The sequence below is a fragment of the Natronomonas aquatica genome, assembly GCF_024449025.1.
Classification (GTDB): Archaea; Halobacteriota; Halobacteria; order Halobacteriales; family Haloarculaceae; genus Natronomonas; species Natronomonas aquatica.
Map to the genome: position 1 here is coordinate 24,177 of NZ_JAHLKM010000005.1, position 23,483 is coordinate 47,659.

At 65.5% G+C, this 23,483-nt stretch carries 30 protein-coding genes and 2 pseudogenes; 17 read left to right on the top strand and 15 right to left on the bottom strand.

Annotation, left to right across the window (positions count from 1 at the left end; genetic code table 11):
- Positions 1 to 31: 31 nt before the first annotated feature.
- Positions 32 to 751: a PDDEXK family nuclease gene (locus KM295_RS05885; protein ID WP_256029015.1), complete on the bottom strand. Its 720-nt coding sequence runs from the start codon at positions 749 to 751 to the stop codon at positions 32 to 34.
- Between the two features lie 227 nt (positions 752 to 978).
- Here KM295_RS05885 and dpsA point away from each other — a divergent pair, with 227 nt between their 5' ends.
- The gene (gene dpsA, locus KM295_RS05890; RefSeq protein WP_256029017.1) at positions 979 to 1,524 is read left to right on the top strand and encodes a DNA starvation/stationary phase protection protein DpsA; all 546 of its coding nucleotides are present in this window, start codon (positions 979 to 981) and stop codon (positions 1,522 to 1,524) included.
- A 27-nt stretch (positions 1,525 to 1,551) separates the two neighbouring features.
- On the opposite strand, the gene KM295_RS05895 is transcribed toward dpsA, so the two are convergent.
- On the bottom strand, positions 1,552 to 1,914 hold the full coding sequence (locus tag KM295_RS05895; RefSeq protein ID WP_256029018.1) for an amphi-Trp domain-containing protein: 363 nt from the start codon (positions 1,912 to 1,914) through the stop codon (positions 1,552 to 1,554).
- 4 nt (positions 1,915 to 1,918) lie between these two features.
- On the bottom strand, positions 1,919 to 2,086 hold the full coding sequence (locus KM295_RS05900) for a hypothetical protein (protein WP_256029020.1): 168 nt from the start codon (positions 2,084 to 2,086) through the stop codon (positions 1,919 to 1,921).
- 188 nt (positions 2,087 to 2,274) lie between these two features.
- Here KM295_RS05900 and KM295_RS05905 point away from each other — a divergent pair, with 188 nt between their 5' ends.
- Entirely contained in the window at positions 2,275 to 3,411 is a 1,137-nt protein-coding gene (locus KM295_RS05905) for a mandelate racemase/muconate lactonizing enzyme family protein (RefSeq protein WP_256029022.1), read from the top strand.
- Positions 3,412 to 3,439: 28 nt separating this feature from the next.
- Here KM295_RS05905 and KM295_RS05910 read toward each other — a convergent pair whose 3' ends face one another.
- Positions 3,440 to 4,048 carry a PaaI family thioesterase gene (locus KM295_RS05910; protein WP_256029024.1) on the bottom strand — a complete coding sequence of 203 codons (609 nt, stop codon included), beginning with the start codon at positions 4,046 to 4,048 and terminating at the stop codon, positions 3,440 to 3,442.
- Here KM295_RS05910 and KM295_RS05915 point away from each other — a divergent pair, their 5' ends adjacent.
- Positions 4,049 to 4,813, top strand: coding sequence for an enoyl-CoA hydratase/isomerase family protein (locus KM295_RS05915; RefSeq protein ID WP_256029026.1), 765 nt, complete (start codon positions 4,049 to 4,051; stop codon positions 4,811 to 4,813).
- A gap of 446 nt (positions 4,814 to 5,259) precedes the next feature.
- Here KM295_RS05915 and KM295_RS16995 read toward each other — a convergent pair whose 3' ends face one another.
- On the bottom strand, positions 5,260 to 5,316 hold the full coding sequence (locus KM295_RS16995) for a PGF-CTERM sorting domain-containing protein (protein WP_418904758.1): 57 nt from the start codon (positions 5,314 to 5,316) through the stop codon (positions 5,260 to 5,262).
- A gap of 342 nt (positions 5,317 to 5,658) precedes the next feature.
- Between KM295_RS16995 and KM295_RS05925 the strand changes: the two genes are divergently transcribed.
- Both KM295_RS05925 and KM295_RS05930 read left to right on the top strand, forming a co-directional pair.
- Positions 5,659 to 6,489 carry a helix-turn-helix transcriptional regulator gene (locus KM295_RS05925; RefSeq protein ID WP_256029029.1) on the top strand — a complete coding sequence of 277 codons (831 nt, stop codon included), beginning with the start codon at positions 5,659 to 5,661 and terminating at the stop codon, positions 6,487 to 6,489.
- A 198-nt stretch (positions 6,490 to 6,687) separates the two neighbouring features.
- Complete coding sequence (locus KM295_RS05930; RefSeq protein WP_256029032.1) at positions 6,688 to 7,683, top strand: ornithine cyclodeaminase family protein; 996 nt, start codon at positions 6,688 to 6,690, stop codon at positions 7,681 to 7,683.
- A 9-nt stretch (positions 7,684 to 7,692) separates the two neighbouring features.
- Here the strand turns inward: KM295_RS05930 and KM295_RS05935 are convergent, their stop codons facing one another.
- Positions 7,693 to 7,899 carry a DUF7535 family protein gene (locus KM295_RS05935; RefSeq protein WP_256029034.1) on the bottom strand — a complete coding sequence of 69 codons (207 nt, stop codon included), beginning with the start codon at positions 7,897 to 7,899 and terminating at the stop codon, positions 7,693 to 7,695.
- Positions 7,900 to 8,021: 122 nt separating this feature from the next.
- Here KM295_RS05935 and leuS point away from each other — a divergent pair, with 122 nt between their 5' ends.
- Both leuS and KM295_RS05945 read left to right on the top strand, forming a co-directional pair.
- Entirely contained in the window at positions 8,022 to 10,685 is a 2,664-nt protein-coding gene (gene leuS, locus KM295_RS05940; protein ID WP_256029036.1) for a leucine--tRNA ligase, read from the top strand.
- Between the two features lie 67 nt (positions 10,686 to 10,752).
- Positions 10,753 to 11,757 carry a threonine aldolase family protein gene (locus tag KM295_RS05945; RefSeq protein WP_256029038.1) on the top strand — a complete coding sequence of 335 codons (1,005 nt, stop codon included), beginning with the start codon at positions 10,753 to 10,755 and terminating at the stop codon, positions 11,755 to 11,757.
- Positions 11,758 to 11,764: 7 nt separating this feature from the next.
- Here KM295_RS05945 and KM295_RS05950 read toward each other — a convergent pair whose 3' ends face one another.
- Positions 11,765 to 11,938: a DUF7859 family protein gene (locus KM295_RS05950; RefSeq protein ID WP_256029041.1), complete on the bottom strand. Its 174-nt coding sequence runs from the start codon at positions 11,936 to 11,938 to the stop codon at positions 11,765 to 11,767.
- Positions 11,939 to 12,035: 97 nt separating this feature from the next.
- Here KM295_RS05950 and KM295_RS05955 point away from each other — a divergent pair, with 97 nt between their 5' ends.
- Positions 12,036 to 12,737, top strand: coding sequence for an ArsR/SmtB family transcription factor (locus KM295_RS05955; RefSeq protein ID WP_256029043.1), 702 nt, complete (start codon positions 12,036 to 12,038; stop codon positions 12,735 to 12,737).
- 276 nt (positions 12,738 to 13,013) lie between these two features.
- On the opposite strand, the gene KM295_RS05960 is transcribed toward KM295_RS05955, so the two are convergent.
- On the bottom strand, positions 13,014 to 13,532 hold the full coding sequence (locus KM295_RS05960) for a metallophosphoesterase (RefSeq protein ID WP_256029045.1): 519 nt from the start codon (positions 13,530 to 13,532) through the stop codon (positions 13,014 to 13,016).
- Positions 13,533 to 13,644: 112 nt separating this feature from the next.
- On the opposite strand from KM295_RS05960, the gene pdxT reads away from it, so the two are divergent.
- Positions 13,645 to 14,223 (top strand): pyridoxal 5'-phosphate synthase glutaminase subunit PdxT, encoded by a 579-nt coding sequence (gene pdxT / locus KM295_RS05965; protein WP_256029047.1) that lies wholly within the window; start codon positions 13,645 to 13,647, stop codon positions 14,221 to 14,223.
- Positions 14,224 to 14,607: 384 nt separating this feature from the next.
- Complete coding sequence (locus tag KM295_RS05970; protein ID WP_256029049.1) at positions 14,608 to 14,778, top strand: hypothetical protein; 171 nt, start codon at positions 14,608 to 14,610, stop codon at positions 14,776 to 14,778.
- A gap of 156 nt (positions 14,779 to 14,934) precedes the next feature.
- On the opposite strand, the gene KM295_RS05975 is transcribed toward KM295_RS05970, so the two are convergent.
- Positions 14,935 to 15,267 (bottom strand): DUF5789 family protein, encoded by a 333-nt coding sequence (locus tag KM295_RS05975; RefSeq protein ID WP_256029051.1) that lies wholly within the window; start codon positions 15,265 to 15,267, stop codon positions 14,935 to 14,937.
- 350 nt (positions 15,268 to 15,617) lie between these two features.
- On the opposite strand from KM295_RS05975, the gene KM295_RS05980 reads away from it, so the two are divergent.
- Both KM295_RS05980 and hisE read left to right on the top strand, forming a co-directional pair.
- The gene (locus KM295_RS05980; protein ID WP_256029053.1) at positions 15,618 to 16,064 is read left to right on the top strand and encodes a bifunctional nuclease family protein; all 447 of its coding nucleotides are present in this window, start codon (positions 15,618 to 15,620) and stop codon (positions 16,062 to 16,064) included.
- On the top strand, positions 16,061 to 16,369 hold the full coding sequence (gene hisE / locus KM295_RS05985) for a phosphoribosyl-ATP diphosphatase (protein WP_256029055.1): 309 nt from the start codon (positions 16,061 to 16,063) through the stop codon (positions 16,367 to 16,369). The genes KM295_RS05980 and hisE overlap by 4 nt, the downstream gene beginning before the upstream one ends.
- Before the next feature lie 11 nt (positions 16,370 to 16,380).
- On the opposite strand, the gene KM295_RS05990 is transcribed toward hisE, so the two are convergent.
- The 4 genes from KM295_RS05990 to KM295_RS06005 all read right to left on the bottom strand — a co-directional run bounded on the left by KM295_RS05990 (position 16,381) and on the right by KM295_RS06005 (position 18,887).
- Positions 16,381 to 16,950 (bottom strand): 5' nucleotidase, NT5C type, encoded by a 570-nt coding sequence (locus tag KM295_RS05990; protein WP_256029057.1) that lies wholly within the window; start codon positions 16,948 to 16,950, stop codon positions 16,381 to 16,383.
- Between the two features lie 54 nt (positions 16,951 to 17,004).
- Complete coding sequence (locus KM295_RS05995; protein ID WP_256029058.1) at positions 17,005 to 18,288, bottom strand: MBL fold metallo-hydrolase; 1,284 nt, start codon at positions 18,286 to 18,288, stop codon at positions 17,005 to 17,007.
- A 55-nt stretch (positions 18,289 to 18,343) separates the two neighbouring features.
- On the bottom strand, positions 18,344 to 18,526 hold the full coding sequence (locus tag KM295_RS06000; protein WP_256029059.1) for a DUF5786 family protein: 183 nt from the start codon (positions 18,524 to 18,526) through the stop codon (positions 18,344 to 18,346).
- 70 nt (positions 18,527 to 18,596) lie between these two features.
- Positions 18,597 to 18,887, bottom strand: coding sequence for a WNWW family protein (locus KM295_RS06005; protein WP_256029060.1), 291 nt, complete (start codon positions 18,885 to 18,887; stop codon positions 18,597 to 18,599).
- An 85-nt stretch (positions 18,888 to 18,972) separates the two neighbouring features.
- Here KM295_RS06005 and KM295_RS06010 point away from each other — a divergent pair.
- From KM295_RS06010 to KM295_RS06020, 3 genes and pseudogenes are all read left to right on the top strand, one after another.
- Positions 18,973 to 19,432 (top strand): annotated as a pseudogene (locus KM295_RS06010) (PaaI family thioesterase).
- Between the two features lie 80 nt (positions 19,433 to 19,512).
- The gene (locus KM295_RS06015) at positions 19,513 to 20,292 is read left to right on the top strand and encodes a hypothetical protein (protein ID WP_256029062.1); all 780 of its coding nucleotides are present in this window, start codon (positions 19,513 to 19,515) and stop codon (positions 20,290 to 20,292) included.
- Positions 20,293 to 20,376: 84 nt separating this feature from the next.
- Positions 20,377 to 21,426 (top strand): S1C family serine protease, encoded by a 1,050-nt coding sequence (locus KM295_RS06020; protein ID WP_256029063.1) that lies wholly within the window; start codon positions 20,377 to 20,379, stop codon positions 21,424 to 21,426.
- 53 nt (positions 21,427 to 21,479) lie between these two features.
- Here KM295_RS06020 and KM295_RS06025 read toward each other — a convergent pair whose 3' ends face one another.
- Together KM295_RS06025 and KM295_RS06030 are read right to left on the bottom strand one after the other, a co-directional pair.
- Positions 21,480 to 21,887, bottom strand: coding sequence for a DUF5790 family protein (locus KM295_RS06025; RefSeq protein WP_256029064.1), 408 nt, complete (start codon positions 21,885 to 21,887; stop codon positions 21,480 to 21,482).
- Positions 21,888 to 21,942: 55 nt separating this feature from the next.
- Positions 21,943 to 22,290, bottom strand: a complete 348-nt coding sequence (locus KM295_RS06030) for a dihydroneopterin aldolase family protein (RefSeq protein ID WP_256029065.1) — start codon at positions 22,288 to 22,290, stop codon at positions 21,943 to 21,945.
- A gap of 130 nt (positions 22,291 to 22,420) precedes the next feature.
- Between KM295_RS06030 and KM295_RS06035 the strand changes: the two genes are divergently transcribed.
- Both KM295_RS06035 and KM295_RS06040 read left to right on the top strand, forming a co-directional pair.
- Positions 22,421 to 23,032 (top strand): translation initiation factor IF-2 subunit beta, encoded by a 612-nt coding sequence (locus tag KM295_RS06035; RefSeq protein WP_256029066.1) that lies wholly within the window; start codon positions 22,421 to 22,423, stop codon positions 23,030 to 23,032.
- Positions 23,033 to 23,177: 145 nt separating this feature from the next.
- A pseudogene (locus KM295_RS06040) lies at positions 23,178 to 23,483 on the top strand (aconitate hydratase); the annotation flags it as partial.

Below are 23,483 nucleotides of genomic sequence, written 5' to 3' on the forward strand. Positions count from 1 at the left end.
TCGCCCCCTCGGGGCGGGGCCGCCGCGCCCGCTATCCGTCCGGGGCCGCGCAACCGCTGTCGAGACACCGCCGTCCGGACGGCGTCTCGAAGGCCGGCAGCCCACACGCACACGTCCCGTCGACCGTCCCCTTGGGCACCACGAAGCCGGTCTCGCAGTCGGGATATCGCTCACAGCCGGCGATGAGCCCGCCGCGTCTGCGGATCCGAAGCTCACCCGCACAGTTCGGGCAGTCCCACTCGCGGTCGAAGCGCGCCCGGACGGCCTCGAGCAGCGATCCACACTCGTAGTCGAGACACAACTCGAAGCGCTCGCCGCGGTCGACGGTGAACGTCGGGAGTCCACACGCACACGCCGAATCGGTCACCGACGCCCCGTCCGGCAGTCCGAACCGCGCCTCGCAGTCGAGACAGACGACGTTGTCGCCCGTCCGGACCAAGGGCCCGTCACAGCGACACGCGCCGACGGGCGTACCGGCCTCGGTCACGTCGTGTTCGGCGACGGCGACGTCGCCCGTCGCCTCGATCCGGAGCGTCTGGTCGCCGTCGCTCGCCAGAAGCCACAGCGGATCGCGGGTGATAGAGAGGTTCTCGGGGCGGGTCAGCCACGCGACGGGCTGGTAGCCGTCGACGTCGTGGACGAGGACGGTGTTGTCGGGCTTCGTGATCGCGAGGATTCTGCCACGGACGGTCCGCTCGCGGCGCCCCTCGAAGCGGACGAGACAGTCGCCGGCGATCGTTCGGATCGACATGGGACGGATGCCTCCGTAGTAGTATTTAAACTACAGGGGGATCGGGGCTCGGTATACCCGCCGATCTGCGGTCCGCTCGGAGCAAAAATAGCCAATAATCGACATGAATAGATACGCCAAACAAAGGATATATACGCCCTCTACGGCGCTTAGAACTTTTAGGCGGTACAAAAAATATACATATATTGATAACTTATAAGTGCGTCGCGCGCATACTAGGGAACGTAATGAGTACCCAAAAAGAAACTCGACAGCAAGCGGGCACCGTCGAGGAGAACTCGCTTCGGCTCGAGACCGAAAAGGCCGAGCAGATCATCGACGCGCTGAACTCGGATCTGGCGGATGCGTACGTCCTCTATCACCAGCTCCACAAGCACCACTGGAACATCGAGGGCGCCGAGTATCTCCCAGTCCACGAGTTCCTCCAGGAGATCTACGAGGACGTCGAGGCCGCCGCCGACGAGCTCGCCGAACGGCTGCAGTCGCTCGGCGGCGTCCCCCACGCGGGCATGCCGGCGCTTTCGGAGAACGCCACGGTCGAACCGGAGGACGAGGACGTCTACGACATCCGCACGTCGCTGTCGAACGACCTGGAGATGATGGGCGATATCATCGAGAGTTACCGCGAACACATCGACCTCGCGGAGGGACTCGGCGATTACGCGACCGGCGAGATACTCCGGGGACAACTGGAGACGATCGAGGAACACACCCACCACATCGAACACTACCTCGAGGACGACACGTTAGTGATCGAATCCGCGACGAACTGATCCCGGTTCCGCGCGTTTCTCGTCCCGTTACTCGACAGTCGGCGCGCTGTCGTCGGTTCGGCCGGGCAGTTCGAGTTCGATCTCCAGTTCCGGCTCGCCGACGCCCTCGAAGTCGATCTCTAGTTCGATCGGCTCGCCGAAGGCGAAGGGAAGTTCCCACTCGTCTGTCACCAGCCGCACCTCGTCGCTTCCGCGGAGCTGTTCGCCAAGCTCGATCAGGAAGTCGCCGGCCTCGGACGCGTCCAGCCGGTAGTGTTCCTCGAAGTTCCGACCGGAGCGAACCGTCGTCCGATCGGCCGTCGGTTCCGGGGCGGGATCGATATCGGACTCGGCCTCGACGTCGGCCCCGGCCTCGGGTTCGGCGTCGGCGGGTGGCGATCGGTCGGTCATATCGCTACCGGGGCACGTCGACCGTGAGGTCGCTCGCGATCCACCCGTCGGTGTTTTCGGCTTCGATAAATATAGACGTGCCCGGACAGCTCTCACAGACGGTGATATCCGGACACTGGTCGGATTCCGGTTCGGATGGGGGGCCGGATCGTGATCTGGTTTCCGCGGGCATTAACACCATTTAGGCATGCCTAAAATAAAAAGTATGCGATCGACGGCGTCGATCGGTCCGACCCGAACCATCCGGTATCCCGACGGCGGAGACGGACGGATTGATCGACAAAGCGGGTCGTTTGGGGGGCCGTACCGGCCCGATAGCAGAAACTGATTAGTGCGGTCGGCGAACGGGAACGGACACCGATGGAGATCGAAACGATAGAAGCGGTACCGCTCCGGCGCGAGCTGGACGGGACGTTCGCGAACGCACAGAAGTGGATCGACAGCAGAGAGTACTGTCTCGTCAGGATCGAGACCGTCGACGGAACCGTCGGCTGGGGGGAGTGTTGGGGCCCCGTCGCCGGCAACCGGGAGCTCATCGAGGAGTACGTCGCCCCGTGGCTGACCGGCCAGCGCGTCGACGACGTAGAGCGGATCCACGACGAACTCGTCTTCAAGCTCAGGTCGTCGTATCACTCGTTCGTCCCGGTGAGTGTCGTCAGCGGTATCGACATCGCACTCTGGGACGCCTACGGGAAGTCCGTCGACCGGTCGGTGTCCCGACTCCTGGGCGGGCGGTACCGCGAGGAGGTCCGGGCGTACGCGACCGGACACTTCTTCAGGGACGTCGAGGAGTTCGAGACGTTACAGTCGATCATCGCCGACGAGGCCCGCGGCCACGTCGACGCCGGGTTCACCGCACTCAAACAGAAGATCGGCCTGTCCGGACACTTCCCGTGGGGCCCCGAAGAGGACATCGAACTCGTCCGGACGGTGCGTGAGGCGGTCGGCGACGAGATCGATCTGATGGTCGATGCGAACCACGCCTACGATATAGCCACCGCGAAACGGGTCGCATGCGGGATCGAAGACCTCGACGTCCGGTTCTTCGAGGAACCGGTCCGCCCCGAGATCGCGTACTACTCGCGGCTCAAAGAGGACGTGACCGTCCCGATCGCGGGCGGGGAGTCGTGGGCGTTCCAACACGAGTTCAACCGGGTGCTCTCGGAGAACGCGGCCGATTACGTCCAGCCCGACGTGACCAGCGCGGGCGGGATCACCTCGACCGAACGGGTCGCAACGCTCGCCGACAGCGAGAACGTCCAGTGTCTGCCCCACGTGTTCGGGAGTGCGATCGCGCTCGCCGCCAGCCTCCAGGTCATCGCGACGATCCCCGGCGAGCCGATGTTAGAGTTCGATAGAACCCCGAACCCGATCCGTGAGGACCTCGCGGCGGATCCGATAACCAACGACGGCGACGTCGTCCGAATCCGCGACAGACCGGGGCTGGGGATCGAGATCGACGAAGCGGTCCTCGAATCGTTCCGCGCGGACGGGTGAACGGCAAACGGCGGTTCCGGCCGGGGGTTTACTCCCTTTCCGTTCCAGTTCCAGTTCCAGTTCTCGTTTCCGTTTCTTTTTCGGCTTCAGATTCAGCTTCCCCTTCCGCTTCCGTTTCCGTTCCCGTTTCGGCGTTCGCTTCAGTGTCCTCCGGTTCGAGGAACAGCGCGACGCGGCCGACGGCGATCTCTTTCGGCCCGTCGGGCGTCTCGGCGGTCACCTCGATCGAAACGACTCCACGGGTCCGCCCCGACCGGACGACCGTCGCCTCGGCGGTCAGATCCGCGGTCGCGGGGCGCAGGTAGCTCACGTTGAGTTCCGTCGTGGCGTGGGTCTGTGTTCTGGGAGCCTCGAGTGTCGTCCGGATCGCGGCCCCGGCAGCGTGATCGATCAGCGTGGCGACGACCCCACCCTGGATGACGCCCGAGCCGGGGTTGGTAAGGGAATCCTCGTGTGGCAACGAGAGCCGGACGTATCCCTCCCGCTGTGCTTCGATCGCGATGCCGAGATCCTGCAGGTGGTCGTGGTTCCCGAGGAACCACTCGTTCGCGTCGGTCACGGCGTCCCGTTCCGGGGGCGAGTATTTGTGTGCCTCGGTCGGCGGAACACAGAAGTGGCCGCCAGCGAAACGCCGCACATGGCATCCGACGGCGTCCTCGTCGACCGCGCGGACGGTCGCATCGACATCACGCTGAACCGTCCGGAGAAATCGAACGCGCTGACGGGCGAGATGTTCCTCCGGATCGGGGAGATCTGCGAGGAGGCGGCCGAGGAGGACGCATCGGTCGTCACGATCCGGGGCGCCGACGGGACCTTCTCGGCCGGCGTGGACATGTCCGCCGTCCCGGAGTGGGGTGAGATGGACCCCCTCGAAGTTCGCGATCTGCTCGAACCGGTCCACGGGTCGATCCGGGCCATCGAGTCGCTCGACGTGCCGGTCGTCGCGGCGCTCGAGGGTCACGTCCTCGGCGGGGGGCTCGAACTCGCCGTCGCCTGTGACATCCGGATCGCCGACACCACCGCGCGCTTCGGGCTGCCCGAATCGACGATGGGGCTGGCGATGGATCTCGGCGGCGCACAGAAGCTGCCGGGGCTGATCGGCGAGGGGATGACGAAGTACCTCATCATGACCGGCGAGCCGATCGACGCCGAACGCGCCCACGAGATCGGGCTGATCGAGGAGCGTCACGACCCCGGCGTGTTCGACGACGCCCTCGGGGAACTCCTGACGACGCTCGCGGCGAAACCGACCTACGTCCACGGGATGGCGAAACGGCAGGTCCACTCGGTCCGCCCGCCGGACCTCGAGGAGTCGATGCGGCGCGGCATCTATCACGCGATCGCGGCCTACAACGAACCCGAGACACAGCGGCGGGTCGAGGAGTTCTTCGACGGGGAGTAATGCGTCCGATCGATCGTGAAGTACCTCGGGGTCAAGCCCCGAGGCTTCACCGTCTTGGGCCAGCACCGCACCCGCAGGCGAATTTAATTCCTCCCGACCTTCTCCGTGAGGAGTCGGCTGGAATTAACACCCGAACACGCCGATGTGTCCGTGGGAGTCGGCGGCTTCACTCCGCCCGTTGAAACCCCCGTCGCACCACCATAGTGGCGGGTTTTGAGAGGGGCCACATTTCCAAACTGTCAAACGACCAGCGAAGGAAATGAGGTCTTCATTTCCATACTTTGAGGGGTTATTTCTGGTCGTTGTCACCGTGTTAACGCTAGAAATACATAAATTTGTGGCATATAGTGACGGCATTCACCCTCGGGGGCAAGCCCCGAGGCACTCTGCCTGTTAATCTGTAGATGGGAGTCGCCCGCCACGCCGATCGAACGAACGCGGCCGGGCTACAATCGCCGTCGGGCGAAAAGCGCCGCCGCCAGCAGCGCGACGAGCGCGATCACGGCCCCGAACCCGTCCAGATCCTCGGCGTCGCCGGACTGTGCTTGCGGTTCGGGATCGTCGTCGGCCGATCCGGATCCGGAACCTCGATTTGGGTGACCGAAATCGAGCGACCGGGCGAGGAGCCGGTCGCCGAAGGCTCCGAGTTGTAGTCGGCGACGGTCACCTCGCCGTCGACGTTGGTGTCGTTTGTCACCTCTTTTTTCACACCGGCCCCAGTGTGTGAGCTATCGGTATGGTTCCGTACTGGTCGCTTATTATTGACGATACTACGGTCCGGGAAACGTGCACGGTGTGCACAACCTCTATCAGTCGCGCAGACGCACGCTCAATAACGAACAGAGATGAATGAACAGGGCACGCCGAGGGTGCGAGGCGACGAAGGAACCGATCCACTCGGTCAGATCCGCTTTCTGGCACGTGCCGAGTCACGTGTCCGCATCGTAGAGCTGCTCTCGGAATCGGAAGCGATGACACAGCGAGAACTCCGAACGCAACTCGACGCCTCCCGGACGACGGTTGCGCGGTCGCTTCGATCGCTCGAAGAGCGGGGATGGGTCACGAACGACGACGGCTATCGGCTCACTCGCCTCGGAGCCGCGATCGGCAGCGAGTTCTCCGGGTTGCTCGATACGGTCCGACAGGTCGAGGAGCTATCCGAGTTCTTGCGGTGGTTTCCGACCGACGAGTTCGCGCCCGACTTTCTGGACGTAGACGATGCAGCGGTGATATCGGCAAGCGAGGGGGATCCCTACGCCCCGGCGCGAAAACAGACCGATATTCTCCGGACAGCGGACCGGGTTCGGATGCTTCTTCCGTCGGTCGATCTGGAAGGAACTAAAACGATCGCAGAGCAGGTCACCGAACACGGACTCGAAGCGGAGACGATCGTCGCTTCGGGTCTCGAAGGGACGCTCGAATCGGCGGATTTCGCTCCACTGTTGCGGGAGAAGATCGAAACGGGGCGCTCGACGGTGCTGGTGTCCCAAGCGGAACTCCCGTTCTATCTGGGGCTGGCCGACGACGGACGCGTCCAGATCGGCGTCGAGGACGACGAGGGGTTCCCGCGGGCACTGCTGGAAACGACCGACGACGGCGTCCGGGATTGGGCGGACGGTCTCTATCGGGAGTACCGGGAGCAGGCTCGACACAAACCGGCCGAGGAGTTCCGGTAGCGCCGGGTGCTGTGCACGCCGTGCACAGTTCCCGCGAGGTACGATTATACCAACGATCCCCGAAACGATCAGATGGGGGTGGGCGGGGTGGGATTCAGCCCTGTGGTCCGTCTCGGAGCGGTCCTAACGGTCGGTCGAGTACGGGCAGCCTCTCGATCGACCCGATGGGAATAAATAGCGCTCGTGTCAGGTTTCTGTATGGAGACGCTTCTTTTAGACCCTACAGACGTCGACGACAACGCCGAGATGGCGGAAGTCATCCTCGCCGTCGAGGAGGCGTTCGCGGCCTACGAGGCCGAAAACGTCCGGATGCCTGCCAAGTCCTACGTCGAGTTGCCGGAGCATGGCGGCGACTTCCGGTCGATGCCCGCCTACATGGATGCAGGCGAGTGGGACGGCGCCGGGATCAAGTGGGTCAACGTCCACCCGGGGAACCCCGACGATCACGACCTCCCGACGGTGATCGGGACGATGATCTACTCGGACCCGGCGACCGGCTTCCCGCTTTCGCTTTTGGACGGGACGACGCTCACCCGGAAACGGACCGGCGCGGCCGCCGCCGTGGCGACGGATCACCTCGCCGTCGCCGACGCGGCGTCGCTCGGGATCGTCGGTGCGGGCGTCCAATCGTACACCCAACTGGAGGCGATCAGCACCGTCAGAGGTATTGAGGAGGTAATCGTCGCCGACACCCGAGAGGCGGCCGTCGAGGCGTTCATCGAGACCTTCGGGGACGCCTTCGACGTCCGCGGCGGTTCGATCGCCGAGGCGGCCTCGTGTGACGTCCTCTCGACGGTCACGCCCGTCGAGGATCCGATCGTGAGCGCCGACGACGTCGGCGACCACACCCACGTCAACGCGATGGGCGCCGACGCGCCGGGAAAGAACGAACTCGCCGACGACGTCCTCACGGCGGCAAAGCTCGTCATCGACGACTACGAGCAGTGTACCCACTCGGGGGAGATCAACGTCCCCTGGAGCGAAGGGATCCTCGGGGACCAAGACATCTACGCCGAACTGGGCGAGATCGTCGCCGGGAAGCGTCCGGGACGGACGGCCGAGGACGGCGTCACCGTCTTCGATTCGACGGGGCTGGCGATCCAGGACGTGGCGGCCGCCCACGCCGTCTACGAGCGGGCGACGGCGAACGACAGCGGGACCGCCTTCGAACTCGTCGACACACAGGTTCGGTAAGCGGCCGAGCTATTCCCAGGAGACGCGCTTTCGGACGCCCGTAATCGTCCGTGAGATGTACCAGCCGACCGCCAGAAACGGCACCAGCGGGAGCGCAACCAGGAGTAGGACGGCCGCCACCGCGATCTTCGGGTTCGCGAGCTCCGTCGAGCCGTCGGACTCGCGTACCGACCGTACGACGCCGTCCAGCCGTCCGGATGTCGTCTCTTCGGGCATACGTCATCTTGGCGCCCCACTGGCATGAGCCTTGGCCCCCAGTCCCATCCCGTGGGAACGCCGACGCGCGGATAGAAAGTTTAAGGGCCGAACCGTCGGAACGTACGCGTAACTTCCTCTCTATGTACGACGACGGATACGACCACGCCGCGGTCGAACGACGCTGGCAGGAGGCGTGGGACGACGCCTCGGTGTACCGGACGCCGGACGAGGTCGAGGATCCGACCTACGTCCTCGGGATGTACCCCTATCCGTCCGGACAGCTCCACATGGGTCACGTCCGGAACTACACGATCACGGACGCCTACGCCCGGTACCGCCGGCTCCGGGGGGACGACGTGCTCCACCCGATGGGCTGGGACGCCTTCGGGCTGCCCGCCGAGAACGCCGCCAAAGAGCGGGATACGAACCCCCGCGATTGGACATTCGACTGCATCGAGACGATGAAAGACCAGATGGCATCGATGGGGTTCGGCTACGACTGGGACAGGGAGATCGCGACCTGTACGCCCCGCTATTACAAGTGGAACCAGTGGCTCTTCCGGCGGTTCCTCGAGGAGGATCTCGCGGAGCGTCGGGCCGCCGACGTGAACTGGTGTCCCGACTGCGAGACCGTGCTGGCCGACGAGCAAGTCGAGGGCGAGGCGGAGCTGTGTTGGCGGTGTGACACCCCCGTCGAGACGCGCGAACTCGAACAGTGGTTCCTGAAGATCACCGAGTACGCCGACGAGTTGATCGATTACATCGACGGTCTGGAGGGGTGGCCCGACTCGGTCAGACAGATGCAGCGCAACTGGATCGGCCGCCAGGAGGGTACGCGGCTGGCGTTCGACGTCTCGGGGCCCGACGAGGAGTACGGCGGTGTCGAGGCCTTTACCACCCGCGTCGACACCGTCTTCGGGGCGACGTTTTTCGCCCTGGCGCCGGATCACCCGATCAGCGAGGAACTGATCGAGACCGACGAGGCCGTCCACGAGTTCGTCCACCACGAGGCCGACCCCGACGGCGACGAACCCAACGGCGTCGAGACCGACCTCACGGCGACACACCCCGTCACCGGCGGGGAACTGCCGGTCTTCGTGGCGGATTTCGTCCTCTCGGACGTCGGCACCGGCGCGCTGATGGGCGTGCCCGGCCACGACGACCGCGACCACGCCTTCGCCTCGAAGATGGGCGTCGACATCGAACCCGTGATCGCACCCGAACCCGAAGACGGCGAACCCGGGGCGCCCGACGTGAGCGAGGCCGCGTTCGTCGAGGACGGCGTGCTCGTAAACTCCGGCGAGTACTCGGGGCTCGAAAGCGCCGAGGCCCGAGAACGGCTGACCGAGGACATCGAAAGCGCCGAGCACGGCACCCAGTACCGGCTGCGCGACTGGGGTATCTCCCGACAGCGCTACTGGGGGACGCCGATACCGATCGTCCACTGTCCGGACTGCGGCCCGGTCCTCGTCCCCGAGGACGAACTGCCGGTCGAACTCCCGGAGTTCATCAACACGACGGGAAACCCGCTGGACGCCGCCGAGGAGTGGAAGCGAACGACCTGTCCGGAGTGTGGCGCCGACGCCGAACGCGAGACGGACACGATGGACACCTTCGTCGACTCCTCGTGGTACTTCCTGCGGTACGTCTCGCCGGATCTCGAGGAGGCGCCGTTCGACCGCGAGCGGGCGAACGACTGGATGCCCGTCGACCAGTACGTCGGCGGCATCGAACACGCCGTGATGCATCTGTTGTACTCGCGGTTCGTCACGAAGACGCTCGCCGACCACGAGGGGCTTCAGCACCGCGAGCCCTTCACCAACCTCCTGGCCCAGGGGATGGTCCAACTGGAGGGCGAGAAGATGTCGAAATCGAAGGGCAACGTCGTCTCCCCGCAGGCCATCGTCGAGGAGTACGGCGCCGATACCGCCCGCCTGTTCATGATGCAGGCCGCCCAACCCGAGCGGGACTTCGATTGGTCCGAGCAGGGCGTCGCGTCGGCCAACGCCTTCCTGGCGCGGCTGAAGGACGTCGTCGAGGTCTACGCCGACGGCGAAATCGAGACGACCGACGAACGGGATCCGACCGCCGATTACGTCGAAGGCGAGATCGAGGCCGCCGTCGCCGTCGCGGCCGAGGAGTACGACGAGCTCGTGTTCAACACCGCCGTCCGGGAGGCCCAGTCGCTCGTCGGAACGCTCAGACGGTACCGCGAGGCCGGGGACGTCCGGGCCGACACGTTCGAACGTGGCCTCTCGGTTTCGCTCCGGCTGCTCTCGCCGGTCGCCCCCCACATCTGTGAGGAACTGTGGGAAACGCTCGGCCACGAGGGGTTCGTCGTCGACGCCACCTGGCCAGAGGCCGACGCCGACCGCGACACGATCGAGAAGCGCCGCCGCCTCGTCGAGAACACCCGCGAGGACGTCAGACAGATCATCGACGTGGCCGACATCGAGGACCCCGAGCGGATCGACATCGTCGTCACACCAGAGTGGAAACACGAGGCGCTGGGGGTCGCCATCGACAGCGACGCGCCGAACGTCATCGGCGAGTTGATGGAGCACGATTCGATCAAGCGCCACGGCGAGGCTGCCGCCGACTACGGACAGCAACTCCAGGAGAACCGGGAAGCCCTCCAGCGGACGCTCGACCCCGAGACCGAACTGGAGGCGCTCCGGGCGGCGGCGTGGCTGATCGAACGGGAGTTCGACACGACGGTCCGGGTGCTGGCCGCCGCCGAGGCCGGCGACGACGTCGCCGCGAAGGCCGAACCGTCCCGGCCGGCGATCGACATCGTCGAGTGACTGTCTTCGTCTCCTCGTTGCCGACGGGCGCGACACGCTTATACGCCGATCGCCCCGGCGGTTAGACATGATCGACCTGCGCAGCGATACGGTAACGAAGCCCTCTCCGGCGATGCGGACGGCCGCCGCCGAAGCCGAGGTCGGCGACGACGTCTACGGCGAGGACCCGACGGTGAACGAACTGGAATCGCGGGTCGCCGGACTGCTGGGCAAGGAGGCCGCCCTGTTCGTCCCGTCGGGCACGATGGGAAACCAGATCGCCGCCCGCGTCCACACGGACCGGGAACAGGAGGTCCTCGTCGAACGCGAGAGCCACATCTACAAGTGGGAACTCGGGGGACTGGCACAGCACTCGGGACTGCAGGTCCGGACGATCGACGGCGGCGACCGCGGCGTCGTGACGCCCGAGGCGATCGAGTCCGGGTACGTCGAGGCCGACGACCACCGGCCGGGGACCGGGCTCGTCTGTCTGGAGAACACCCACAACAGCAAGGGCGGGACCGCCATCGCGGCCGACCGGATCGACGCTGCCTGTGCGGCGGCCGCCGACCGGGACGTTCCGGTCCACCTCGACGGGGCGCGTCTGTTCAACGCCGCGACGGCGCTCGGGACCGATCCGGCCCGGCTCGTCCGAAACGTCGATTCGGTCATGTGCTGTCTCTCGAAGGGGCTCGGCGCGCCCGTCGGCTCGATGGTCGTCGGGAGCGAGGCGTTCATCGCTGACGCCCGGCGGATCCGGAAACTGCTCGGCGGCGGGATGCGGCAGGCGGGGGTGATCGCCGCGCCCGGGCTTCGGGCCCTGGAGAACCGCGATCGACTTTCGGAGGATCACGAGAACGCCGAGCGACTCGCCGAGGGGCTGGCCGAGATCGACGGCCTCGCGGTCGAACCGCCGGAAACGAACATCGTCCTCCTCGAGCCGGGCGAACCCGTCGAGACGTTCCTCGGAGACTGTAAAACGGCTGGCGTCCTCGGCGTCCCGTTCGAGGGCGGACAGGTTCGGTTCTGTACGCACCTCGCTGTCGACGCCGACGACATCGGGACGGCGATCGATCGGATCGCGGGTCGCTGACCGCCGACTACTCCCGTTTTCGTTTTCCCTCGCGCATCCCCTTCGAGAAGCTGAGAAGCGTCTTCCGGATGAACAAAAACAGCGCGAACACGATCAAAAGAAGCACCGCGATGATACCCACGAGGACGGGGTCGACCCCGAAAAAAAGCGGGACGGCGTACGGGGGGATCGCGGGGAGCATACCCGATTGGTGCGGGCGCCACGACAAAACCGTTTCGGGGCGTTTCGACCCCGTCAGGTAATAAAACTCATACCGGCGGGGGAAATACACATTCGCGATGAGTCTGCTGCCCTCCACTCCGGAAATCTCCGCGGACAGCGAGCCCCGTGTCGTCGGCCTCGACAGCGAGGAGGCCGACGACCTGATGGCCGCCCTCTCCTCGGGGACCGCCCGCCAGGTGCTCTCGGAACTCCACGAGGAGCCGGCCCCGCCGGGCGAACTCGCCGACCGGGTCGATACTTCCTTGCAGAACGCCCAGTATCACCTCGAGAAACTCGAGGCGGCCGGCGCCGTCGAGGTCGTCGGGACCGCCTACTCCGAGAAGGGCCGGGAGATGTCGGTGTACGGGCCCGCCGACAGCCCGCTCGTCATCTTCGCCGGCGAGGAGGAGCGCGCTTCGGGGCTCAAGTCGGCTATCTCGCGGCTGTTCGGCGGCTTTCTGGCCCTCGCCGTCGGCGCGGTCGCAGTACAGACACTCTTCGGCGACACGGCCGAGGAGACGGCTGTCCGGACCGACGGGGACGGCGGTGGCGGTGACGCTGGCGCGCTCGAAACCGTCGAGGACGAGGCCGCGGACGCCCCCGCCTCGGGGGGCGAGGGTCCCGTTTCGGAGCTTCTCGATGCGGTCGATGCGATCGTCGAAGGGCTCTTCGGCGCCGGGGTCCCGCCCGGGCTCGCCTTCTTTCTCGGCGGTGCGATCGTTCTGACGGTCCTGATCGCGACCCCGTACGTTAGGGCGTGGATCCGGACACGACGGTAGCGAACTGTCGGGGGTTGTGAAAAGTAAAACGCCGGTTTTAGCCATCGGTGTCGTCTTATTAGTCCCCGCCGTCGGATCGAGTGCGCTGAACGCTTCGGCCCTCCACCGCCGCCGGTACTGCCCCCACACAGCGTTCGGCGCGTTTTCTCCCCCCTCTGGCCTGCGGTACGTGATCCGACCCGAGCCGGGCGGTGCGTTGCCGTACCGGCTCGGATGCCCGGAGAGCGACGCTCGAAAGCGAGTCGAGGGGTTATCCGAGGACGACGTCGAGCCGCGTTACCGTTCGCGCGGCTCGACAGTGAAGCGTTCGAAGACGGTCCCCGAGGGTTCGACGAGCCGCCCGCGGGCCAGCCCCGCCGTGTCGTCGTACTCCAGTTCGGCGTGTGCCGGCCGGTTCCAGCGCGGATCGGCGTGGCTACCGGGGTTCAGCGCCGGGACGACCCCCTCGCGGAACTCCGGGGCGTGGGAGTGACCGAAGACGACGATATCGGCGTTCGACTGCCGGCCGAACATCGACAGTTCGACGTCGGTGTGTTCGTGGCCGTGGACGAGTGCGATCCGGAGTCCACGCCACTCGATAACCCGGTCGGCCGGGAGCCGCTCCCGAACGGCGGGGGGATCGTTGTTCCCGTAGACGGCGTACAGCGGGCCGAGTGATTCGAACGCCTCGAGGACGCCGTCGGTCATGAAATCCCCCGCGTGGACGAGGACCGACGCCGATTCGACTGCTTCGGCGGTCCGACCCGAGAGCCGTGTGCCGTCGCGGCTGTGGGTATCCGAAAGGGCGACGAGCATGGTTCCGGTACGTCGCTCGTCGGTAAGTGTCCACCGCCACGCCCGGCCCTCCGTACGGTCGATTGCGTTCCCCTACCGAGCCCTTTTTTGGATAGAACGGCCAACCGCAGGTATGTACAAAGCGGGCGTCATCGCGGTCCAGGGCGACGTCGCCGAGCACGCCGCGGCGATCCGCCGGGCCGCGGATCGACACGGCGAGACGGTCGAGGTCGAGACGATCCGGTCGGCCGGGACCGTCCCCGAGTGTGATCTGCTTCTTTTGCCCGGCGGGGAGTCGACGACGATCTCGCGGTTGCTGGCCGAGGAGGGGATCGGCGGGGAGATCCGGGCGTTCGTCGCCGACGGAAAGCCGATGCTCGCCACCTGTGCCGGGCTCATCGTCGTCAGCCGCGACGCCAAGGACGACCGCGTTCGGACGCTCGATCTCCTCGACGTGAGTGTCGACCGGAACGCCTTCGGCCGACAGAAAGACAGCTTCGAGGCCGCACTCGACGTGTCGGGGCTCGACGAGCCGTTCCCGGCGGTCTTCATCCGCGCGCCGACGATCGACGAGGTCGGCCCCGACGTCGAGGTGCTGGCGACGGTCGAGGACCGTCCGGTCGCCGTCCGGGAGGGGAACGTCCTCGGAACGTCGTTTCACCCCGAACTGACCGACGACTCGCGGCTCCATGGACTGGCATTCTTCCAGTAGGATACGAGGCTACCCGGGGCCGTCCCGGCCGGACTCGAGCCGCTGGCGACGTCGCTCGTACTCCTCGTCGGTTCAGCTCCTCGCAGGCGTACGAAGGACGACGGACACGAGCAGAACCGTCCGGAGGACCGTATCGGAGTCAACCATACCGCGTACACGCACAGACTGCCTATACCTTCGCGTGACCTCCTCCCCGTCGTGAACGACGGGGCTTCCCGAACCGCACCGCAGCGTTGGGATAGATCCGTTGAGATCCTTAGAAGCTGATGCGAACGGGGTACTGAATACAGAGGATGTAATTAGCAGATCGGTAACGGCAAGATACAGCGTTAACGGTCGGATTCGTGGCCAATAGTAATACCCGTAACCGTGTTACTTCCGTCCATGGTCAAATGTGCTCGCTGCAGCCTTGATGTGGACGAACTCCAACACATCTCGCCGGATGTTATCTCGGAAGAACTACTCGAGTCGATCGATCACGGCAAAGAAGATTTTTCCGGGGAAGGTGATCTGAAAGTTTGCGCCGAGTGTATGGAGGAACTGAAAGGAGACTGAAAACGAAGCAGGATTCTTGCGGACGGTTTCAGCACGATCTGGATTACAAGGTTCGCGCCTTCTATGGGTCTGGATTCAGCAGGGAGATAACGACAGGCGAAGTTTACCTCAGCACAGGCGGTCCAATTTGGGAGTGGAGCGTACTGGACCGTTGTGCTATCGGCCTATGAGTCCCAGTACGCGTCTGCGAACGTCATCGGCTGTGTCATATACTTGGTCATCAGTTGCAGAGAGTACGTCCTCCAGGGATCTCTTGCCGCCCTGAGTTTCGAGTTCATAATCGCCATAGGCTTCAACTAACTCGTTTGTCGTGGCTGGATAGTCGTGCGATTTGAGCGCTTCATCGAGATCACCGAGCTCCTCACCAGGGTCGGCGCGCATCGGCTCTTTTTCATCGCTGCGGGTCCGGGTCTCCTCTACCTCCCGCCCTCGCTGGCGTTCCTCTTTACGATCCGCTTGCTCCTCTCGGCCCTGTTTATCATCCGCCATATACTACGGTAGGGAACCCAGGCGGATAACAGTAGGGCTGTCTCTCAGTAGGACTATCTTGAACAACCCGTCCGATCATCCCGCCCGAACTGATGTCGATATATACGTACGACTACCGGACGGCAGATTCATCGAAAAAACATAAGCGCGAAACAGCAAATCCAAAAAATCATAAGTGCGCTGTATTCAGCATGGGTTCCGAAATCTATCGATTGAGGATTTCGATAGAGCCCGTCGTACTACTGCTCGCGTTCTTCGACGGGCTATACGTTCACATTCTGACGGACCCGGGGCGAGCACCGGAGGCCCCGAGTGACTGGGTTTTTATCGCCCCGACACCTCCGGACGGTATGGACGCGTACATAGAGGGCGTCCGCGTCGCCGACTCCCCCTCGGGCGTCGTCGCCGTGGTGACGCTCGGCGTCGAGGGCGGGGACGACGTATTGCCGATCTTCGTCGGGTTCGAGGAGGCGACGAGTATCGCCCGTGGGCTCGATGCGACGGATATCGGTCGTCCACTCACCCACGATCTCCTCCTCGACGTGATGGAGGAGTTGGGGAGCCGAATCGAGCGCGTCGTCGTGACGGCGATCGAGGAGGGAACCTACATCGCGGATCTCCACCTCGAGACACCGAGAAACGAGGTCGTCGTCGACGCCCGTCCGAGCGATTCACTCGCGCTCGCCGCCCGGACGAACGCCGACATCGAGATCTCGGAGGCGGTCTTCGAGGCCGGCCGCGAGCCGAAAGGGAAGTACGCAGAACTCGATGACATCCGGGGGCTGATCGAGGCATGAGCGATGGAGCGAACACCGGGGATGAGGAGATCCTCGACGAACTCTTTGCGGTCATCGAATCCCGAAAGGAGGAGCTACCGGCGGGCTCGTATACGGCGTCGCTTTTCACCCACGAGAAGGGCGAAAACGCCGTCCTGGAGAAACTCGGCGAGGAGACGACCGAACTCGTGTTGGCGGCCAAAGACGACGACACCGAGGAGCTAGCCCACGAGGCTGCCGACATCGTCTATCATCTGCTCGTGTTGCTGTCGATGAAGGGCATGACGCTTGCGGACCTCCGTGCGGAGCTCGACGAGCGTCGCTGACGCACCGGGGCTCACACCGAAAGCAGCGCCTGTACGTCGTCCCAGGAGTCGACGATGTGGGCGCCGTCGCAGGCCGCAGGATCGCTGTAGGGCTGTCGCATCAACACGCCGGCCTTGCCGGCGTCGATGGCGTTGGCGACGTTACCGTGGTAATCGTCGATCAGCGCGTCGCCGGGGACCGACCCCTTGTCCCGGGGAACGGTCTCGTGGAACTCGTCGTAGTAGATACCGTGATCGTCGAGCCACGCCTTCGAGACGTCGTGGGTCTCGGGGATCCGGTGGGTCGCGATCTCGATCCGATACTCGGCTCCGAGCGCCGAGAGGGCCTCGCCTACACCCGATCTCGGGTCCATCCCGCCGAAGTACCACTCGGGATGGTCGGCCATCAGTTCGTGGATGACGTCGCCGATGTGGCCGTCGGTCCCCGGCACGTCGTAGGACCACTCGTCGATCGCGCCCGGGGAGACGTCGTGGTCGTACTCGCGCCGGAGGTACGTACAGAGACGGGGGAGCTGTTCGGCGACGACCCCGTCGAGGTCGACGAGCAGCGTCGATCCGGGGGCGAGCGGGCGGTCGGTCATCGGAGATTCCTACGCGCTCGAAGGGCTTAAACGGTGTCGGGCGACGACGCCCCGTCAGACTTCGTGTACGGCCCCGATCTCGGGGGCAGCCGCGTCGAAGCCGTCGTCGCACAGTTCCGACGCAAAGCGCCCACAGCGGTCCCCGTGGGTGACCAAGGCCGGAGTATCGCGGTACGAGTCGAGAAACGAGAACAGCCCGTCCCGGTCGGCGTGCGCCGAGAAGTCGTACTGCTCGACTTGGGCGCTGACGGGCATCACGCGGCCGTCGATCTCGGCGCGACCGGTCTCCAGTAGCTGCCGCCCGGGCGTGCCCTCGACCTGGTAGCCGGTCATCGCGATCTTGTTCGTCGGGTTCGACCGGATCTCGGGGATGTAGGTCATGGCGGGGCCGCCCGAGAGCATCCCGCTCGTCGTTATGATCGCCGTGTTCTGCTCTGCGATCCGCTTGCGCTGGCCGTCCCGTCCGGTGACGAACCGTGCGTGAGATTTCGCCCGCCGAAGCGCGTCCGCGTCGCGGACGAACCCGGGATGTCCCCGCAGCATCTCGGTGATCCCTTTCCCCATCCCGTCGACGTAACAGGGGATGTCGTACGCCTCACAGACTAACAGCAGCTCTTGGGTGCGCCCGATCGCGAAAGCGGGAACGACGACCGTGCCACCCTCCCAGAGCGTCGTCTCGACGCTCTCTGCGAACCGTTTCTCGACGTCCTCCCGGGGCTCGTGGTCGACGTCGCTGTAGGTACTCTCACAGACGACGACGTCCGCCGTCGGGCGGGCGGTCGTCCCCGAGACCAACCGCTGGTCGTGGGTGTGGAAATCGCCGGTATACAGGAGCCGGGTGTCGCCGTCGTCGACGACGACGTGGGCGCTGCCGGGAATGTGTCCGGCGTCGAAGAACGTGACCTCGTGACCCGCCGCCTCGAAGGGCTCTTGGTAGCCGTGGGTCTTCGAGACCTGCGTGACGCGTTTGACGTCCGTCTCGGTGAACGGACACCGCAGCGTGCCGCCGAAGCGTCTTCGACGCTTCGAGCCTCCGCTCGCTCCGCTCGCGGAGACGCCGTGGAGCTTCAGCGTGTCACGGGCGAGCCTCATCGCGAGTTCGTAGGTCGGCGGCGTCCAGTGGATCGGCGGCCGTCGATCCCCCGAGAGCAGCGCGGGGATCGCGCCGACGTGATCGAGGTGCCCGTGGCTGGCGACGACCGCGTCCGGTTCGGGCCGGCCGACGGGATACTGCGGTGGATCGGCGGCCTTGCTGCCGAAATCGAGCGCGAGCACGTCGTTGACAAGGATCGCGCTCCGGCCCACCTCGCCCGCGCCGCCGAGGAACTGCAGTTTCACTGCCGGTCGCTACGCACGCCGGACGTTTCCGCCCATCGGTTGCCGGTCCGGCGGCCTACTCGGCGTTCGAATCGTCCTTCATCTCGTCGAGACGATCGATGAGCGACTCCTCGCTCTCGTCGAACTCGAACTCCACGCTCCCCTCGTGGTCGTTCTCGTGGACGTTGACCGCGGCGTCCTCGTCGGTTTCGACGTTCTGGTCCTTCTGTTCGGATTCGTCGTAACTACCGAAGCCCATACACGGAAGCCTACGATCCCAGTGCTGAAAAGGGCGGGGATGTACCGGGATCGCGTCCCCTCGCCTCGGCTCATCCGAAACGGCGGACCTGAAACGCCGTATATCCGCCGTAGGCAGCTTCGAGCGAGCCGATCCACCAGTTCCAGCGGTCCGCGGGGCCGCCGTCGGGGGCGTCCGCGAGTTGATCGAGGACGTGGTCGGGGGTGAGTTCGATCCCCGCGTCCTCGGCGTACCGGCCGCTATCGGCGAGATCGCTGACACACCGTCCGACCGTCCGACGCTCCAGGGCGGAGCCCCCGAACCGTTCGAGGCCGGCGACCACCGCTTCGACGTCGAACCCGTCGGTCGGATCGCCGTTCACATCCGCCCTTCGGGCGGGATCGACTTGAGCGACAGGGATCGTCCCGACCGGAGCGTACAAGCCGACACCGGCCACAGTGGCGATCATGACGGAGCAGGAACCGGACGAGATCCCTGGGGAAACACTCGAGCTCCTCCGGACGTACGTCGAAACCGAACACGGGTTTCTCTCGTGGCTCGGGTTTACCGTCGGGACGTTCGAACCCGGCCGGATGGTCGCGACGGTTCCGTTCGACGGAAAGCCCACGAACCCGACCGATCCACCGACCGTCCACGGCGGCGTCGCCTCGACGCTCATAGACACCGTGGGCGGACTCGTCTTCCGGCCGTACCTCGAGGATCCGATCGCCGGCGACATCGCTACGATCAACCTCAACCTGAACTACCTCCGGCGGGCTACGGGCGATCTGACCGCGACCGGGGGGGGTCATCCGCGCCGGCGAAAGCGTCGGGATCGCCACCGTTTAGATCGAAAGCGAGACGCCCGACGGCGGGAAACGACCCGTCGCCGTCGGACAGGGTGCCTACCGGCTGTTTCAGGGGTGAGCTGAAGTGATGGGACGAACGGAACACTCGCGGGGCGTGAAAGATGAAACACCTATCAACGCCGGATGCAAAGCGCCGGTATGAGCACGACATCGCCTTTCGTCGGCGGCGGTGATGCGGCGGGAACGATCCTGGCGATCCGGGTCCTCGCACACGCCTCGATCGCCGTCGCGGCCGCAACGTTGCTCGTCTTTCTCGGGATCTACGTCAGGCGTGTGCTCGCTGAAGGGTTCGAGTACGAGTGGGGATACCTCGCCGTCGGGATCGGCGCGGCCGTCGTGTACGGCGTCAGCGGCATCGCGACCGATCTCACCGGCGCAGTGTGGATCGGGGCGTTCACCGAGGGGGCGGTGCTTTTTTTCATCCTCTTTGTCGCCCTCGGGATCCGGGCGATGTACCACGCCGATCGCTCTCCGGACCGCTCGGGCCGAGTACTGCCGGCGTGGGTCGACGGACTGGTCATCGCGGTCTTCGTCGCCGCGTGGTGGATCGGCTACTTCGCCGCCGGGGACTGGACCCGTCCGGTCGTCGCCGTCGGGTGGATCGGCGCCTCGGCGTGGGCCGTCTTCTACGGGATCCGGACGACACAGGCAAACGAGGGCACGACGTTCTCGGCGCTGATCAGACACCTCCTTCCGGCCGTCCTCTGTGTGACCGCGATCACGATGACGGACCTGCTCGGAAGCGTCGCGAGCATCGACCGTTCGGTGGTGGAGGCGGTCTGGCTCGTCGGGACGGTGCTCGTCGCCGCGTTCCTGTTCAACACCGCCGTCGCGATCCGCCAGCAGGAAGGGGAGGTCGAACGGATGTACGACCGGACGACCTGGCGACAGCAAGACCTCGAGGGAGACGGCGACTGAAGCGAAAGCGAGAGAACGAGGGGCAACGACCCCACGCGTCGCCGGAGTCGAAGACACTTTTCGGACCGCCCCCGTAGCGGGGATATGACACGGCAGACACGCCGCCGGTTTCTCTCGGCGACGGCAGGGATCGCCGGCGGCCTGGCCGGCTGTGCGGGTGGCACCCGCGAGACCCCGGATCCGGTCCCCCAGTCGGCATCGTCGCCCGAAAGTGACTCCCCGTACGCGTCGGTGTACGGCGAGACGATCGGCTCGGTCGCCTTCGTCGGCGACGAGTCCGGCGGCGGGTCCGGGTTCGTTTACCGCGACGTCGTCGTCACCAACCAACACGTCGTCAGGGACGCCGAGTCGATCGGCGTCCGGTTCGAGAACGGCGAGTGGCGCGAGGCCGGCGTCACCGCGACGGACGTCTACGCCGACCTCGCCGTACTCTCGACGGACGTCCCGGCGTACGCGACGTCGTTGCCGTTCGTCGATACCATCCCGCGGGTGGGGACGGAGGTTCTCGCGCTCGGCAGTCCGTTCGGGCTCGAATCGTCCGTCTCGGCGGGGATCATAAGCGGGCGGAACCGATCGGTCCCGAACGAGCAGACCGGGTTTCCGATCCCGAACACGGTCCAGACCGACGCCGGACTCGACCCGGGCAACAGCGGCGGGCCGCTCGTGACACTCGAGGGCGCCGTGACCGGGATCAACGTCGCCGGGGCGGGGACGAGCGTCGGCTTCGCCGTCTCGCCGCTTTTGGCCCGGCGAGTGCTGCCGGAACTGATCGAGACGGGCGAGTACGACCATCCGTTCCTCGGGATCCGGCTGATCGAGGTGACGCCGAACGTCGCCGAGGCGAACGGGCTCGAGGAAGCGCGGGGGATCTTCGTGGTCGAGACGACCGACGAGGCGCCGGCCGGCGAGACCCTCCAGGGTGCGAGCGAGGAGACGACCGTTGAGGGGGTCACCGTCCCGGTCGGCGGGGACGTCATCGTCGGGCTGGCCGGCACCCGGATCGACTCGAACGCGGATCTCGGGACGACGCTCGCGCTGGAGCTGTCGCCGGGCGATCTGGTCGAGGCGACGATCATCCGGGACGGCGAACGGCAGACGGTGCGGGTAGAGATCGGCGCACGGCCCGACCCCTGACTGAGTGTGCGCGCTTCAGCAATAGTCGAAACCGGGGCCGTCTCGGCGTCGTGTTATTCGTCGTCGCCGTCGTCGGCCGCGTCCTCGAGGGCGCCGCGGAGTTCGGGGATCGTCGCGGTGAGGTCGCTCACCCGCTCGTGGGCGGTCGTGATGCGTGTCAGGATCGACTCGAGGGACTCGATGTCGGCCTCAAGGTCCTCGGCGTCCTCGAAGGCGTCGGCCTTCCGTCCCATCGCGAACCACTTCTTCGCATCCCGGAGGTGATCGGCCGCCTCGCCGGTATCGAGGGCGCCTTTCAGCCCGTTCAACACGCCGAGGGTGTTGTCGGCCTCGGTGTCCCAGACGTCGTCCGGATCGGGGAGCTCCGCCCGGGCCTCGGCGAGGCTGGCTTCGACGTCCTCGCGCATCTCGGTCGCCGCCTCGTCGAACAGTTCGTCGTCGTCGAGTGTGGCCTGGCTCATACCGGCTGTTCCGCGCCGTCGGGGTTAAAAACACGCCGCAAAGCGGAAGTGAAACTCATCCCTCGACCCGCTGGAGTTCCATCCGGGGGTAGTCGCCGTCCATCGCCATCGTCGCGAGGACCTCGGTTCCCTCGTAGTCGACGAGGAGTTCGACCTCCATGAACCGCCCCGTGAGTTCGGTGTACTCGACGGAGCGATCTGCGAGCTCCGCCCGGATGGCGTCCTCGAGGATCTCGACGGTCACCGACGAGCAGAACGGCTGGTTCTCGATCGCGCCCTCGATGGCCCGCGCGAGGCTGTCGCTGCTTTCCGGAGAGACGGGCGTCCCCGCGAACTGGTGATAGAGGGTCCCGAACTTGATGCCGGCCTCGAAGCAAGCCGCCTGTGGAGTCGTCGGCGCCATACCCGAGTATCGGCGGGCAGGGACAAAAGCCCCTCCGCTCTTCGGTCCCCGGCGGCACCGCGACCGTCCGGCCGACCGGGAGCGCGGCCGTCTCGGAACGCATTTAGGGCCATCGGCCGTATTTGCGGGTATGGAATACGGAGATAGCCTCGACCGGGCACTGGATTCGGTCCCCGACATCGGGTCGGCGGGCGACCGGCTCTCTGTCCCCGACCCCGTCGCGCAGACCGACGGCGCGTTCACGCGGTTTACGAACATCGACGCGGTGGCGGACGCGCTGAACCGCGAGACCGAACACCTCCATCGGTTCGTCCAGCAGACGCTTGCGACTTCGGGGAAACTCGATGAGGGCGTCGGCCGGTACAACGGCGATTTCGACGAGGACGACTTCCAGCACGTGATCGACGAGTACACAGAGGAGTACGTCCGGTGTAGCGAGTGTGGGCTCCCGGACACCCGCCTCGTCCAGGAAGATCGGACGCTCATGCTCCGGTGTGATGCGTGTGGGGCGTTCCGGCCGGTCACGAAGAGCAACCGCTCGGGGGGCAACCAGCCGGCCGAGGACGACGTCGAGGCCGGCAACACCTACACCGTGAAGGTGACCGACACCGGCCGGAAGGGCGACGGCGTCGCCCACCGCGGCGACTACACGATCTTCGTTCCCGGCGCCAGCGAGGGTGACGTCGTCGACGTGTACATCGAAAACACCAGCGGCAACCTCGCCTTCGCCCGCCTCGAGTAACGGGCCAGTATTGTACGATTGTTAATTATATATTAACTGTATCGTCGATAATACAACAAACGTTTTCGGTGAATCTCGCCAAACCGCCGTACGTGGGGCAGAACACGCCGGATTTATATCCGTGGACAGTCCACTAGCGAACGATATGGGACAAACGCTCACAGAGAAGATCTTGGACGATCACCTCGTCGAAGGGGAACTGGAGACGGGCGAGGAGATCGGGATCGAGATCGATCAGGTACTCACACAGGACACCACCGGGACGCTGGTGTGGCTGCAGTTCGAGGCGCTCGGGCTGGACGAGGTCCAGACCGAACTCGCCGCCCAGTACTGTGACCACCAGACCTACCAGTTCGACTTCAAGAACACGGACGACCACCGGTTCCTCCGCAGCGCGGCGGGCAAGTTCGGGGCCTACTACAGCCGCCCCGGCAACGGGATCTGCCACAAC

Excerpts from the sequence above, each read along its gene's own strand:
- KM295_RS05885 (WP_256029015.1), bottom strand. The coding sequence starts at position 751 with ATGTCGATCCGAACGATCGCCGGCGACTGTCTCGTCCGCTTCGAGGGG.
- dpsA (WP_256029017.1), top strand. The coding sequence starts at position 979 with ATGAGTACCCAAAAAGAAACTCGACAGCAAGCGGGCACCGTCGAGGAG.
- KM295_RS05895 (WP_256029018.1), bottom strand. The coding sequence starts at position 1,914 with ATGACCGACCGATCGCCACCCGCCGACGCCGAACCCGAGGCCGGGGCC.
- KM295_RS05900 (WP_256029020.1), bottom strand. The coding sequence starts at position 2,086 with ATGCCCGCGGAAACCAGATCACGATCCGGCCCCCCATCCGAACCGGAA.
- KM295_RS05905 (WP_256029022.1), top strand. The coding sequence starts at position 2,275 with ATGGAGATCGAAACGATAGAAGCGGTACCGCTCCGGCGCGAGCTGGAC.
- KM295_RS05915 (WP_256029026.1), top strand. The coding sequence starts at position 4,049 with ATGGCATCCGACGGCGTCCTCGTCGACCGCGCGGACGGTCGCATCGAC.
- KM295_RS05925 (WP_256029029.1), top strand. The coding sequence starts at position 5,659 with ATGAATGAACAGGGCACGCCGAGGGTGCGAGGCGACGAAGGAACCGAT.
- KM295_RS05930 (WP_256029032.1), top strand. The coding sequence starts at position 6,688 with ATGGAGACGCTTCTTTTAGACCCTACAGACGTCGACGACAACGCCGAG.
- KM295_RS05935 (WP_256029034.1), bottom strand. The coding sequence starts at position 7,899 with ATGCCCGAAGAGACGACATCCGGACGGCTGGACGGCGTCGTACGGTCG.
- leuS (WP_256029036.1), top strand. The coding sequence starts at position 8,022 with ATGTACGACGACGGATACGACCACGCCGCGGTCGAACGACGCTGGCAG.
- KM295_RS05945 (WP_256029038.1), top strand. The coding sequence starts at position 10,753 with ATGATCGACCTGCGCAGCGATACGGTAACGAAGCCCTCTCCGGCGATG.
- KM295_RS05950 (WP_256029041.1), bottom strand. The coding sequence starts at position 11,938 with ATGCTCCCCGCGATCCCCCCGTACGCCGTCCCGCTTTTTTTCGGGGTC.
- KM295_RS05955 (WP_256029043.1), top strand. The coding sequence starts at position 12,036 with ATGAGTCTGCTGCCCTCCACTCCGGAAATCTCCGCGGACAGCGAGCCC.
- KM295_RS05960 (WP_256029045.1), bottom strand. The coding sequence starts at position 13,532 with ATGCTCGTCGCCCTTTCGGATACCCACAGCCGCGACGGCACACGGCTC.
- pdxT (WP_256029047.1), top strand. The coding sequence starts at position 13,645 with ATGTACAAAGCGGGCGTCATCGCGGTCCAGGGCGACGTCGCCGAGCAC.
- KM295_RS05970 (WP_256029049.1), top strand. The coding sequence starts at position 14,608 with ATGGTCAAATGTGCTCGCTGCAGCCTTGATGTGGACGAACTCCAACAC.
- KM295_RS05975 (WP_256029051.1), bottom strand. The coding sequence starts at position 15,267 with ATGGCGGATGATAAACAGGGCCGAGAGGAGCAAGCGGATCGTAAAGAG.
- KM295_RS05980 (WP_256029053.1), top strand. The coding sequence starts at position 15,618 with ATGGACGCGTACATAGAGGGCGTCCGCGTCGCCGACTCCCCCTCGGGC.
- hisE (WP_256029055.1), top strand. The coding sequence starts at position 16,061 with ATGAGCGATGGAGCGAACACCGGGGATGAGGAGATCCTCGACGAACTC.
- KM295_RS05990 (WP_256029057.1), bottom strand. The coding sequence starts at position 16,950 with ATGACCGACCGCCCGCTCGCCCCCGGATCGACGCTGCTCGTCGACCTC.
- KM295_RS06000 (WP_256029059.1), bottom strand. The coding sequence starts at position 18,526 with ATGGGCTTCGGTAGTTACGACGAATCCGAACAGAAGGACCAGAACGTC.
- KM295_RS06015 (WP_256029062.1), top strand. The coding sequence starts at position 19,513 with ATGAGCACGACATCGCCTTTCGTCGGCGGCGGTGATGCGGCGGGAACG.
- KM295_RS06020 (WP_256029063.1), top strand. The coding sequence starts at position 20,377 with ATGACACGGCAGACACGCCGCCGGTTTCTCTCGGCGACGGCAGGGATC.
- KM295_RS06025 (WP_256029064.1), bottom strand. The coding sequence starts at position 21,887 with ATGAGCCAGGCCACACTCGACGACGACGAACTGTTCGACGAGGCGGCG.
- KM295_RS06030 (WP_256029065.1), bottom strand. The coding sequence starts at position 22,290 with ATGGCGCCGACGACTCCACAGGCGGCTTGCTTCGAGGCCGGCATCAAG.
- KM295_RS06035 (WP_256029066.1), top strand. The coding sequence starts at position 22,421 with ATGGAATACGGAGATAGCCTCGACCGGGCACTGGATTCGGTCCCCGAC.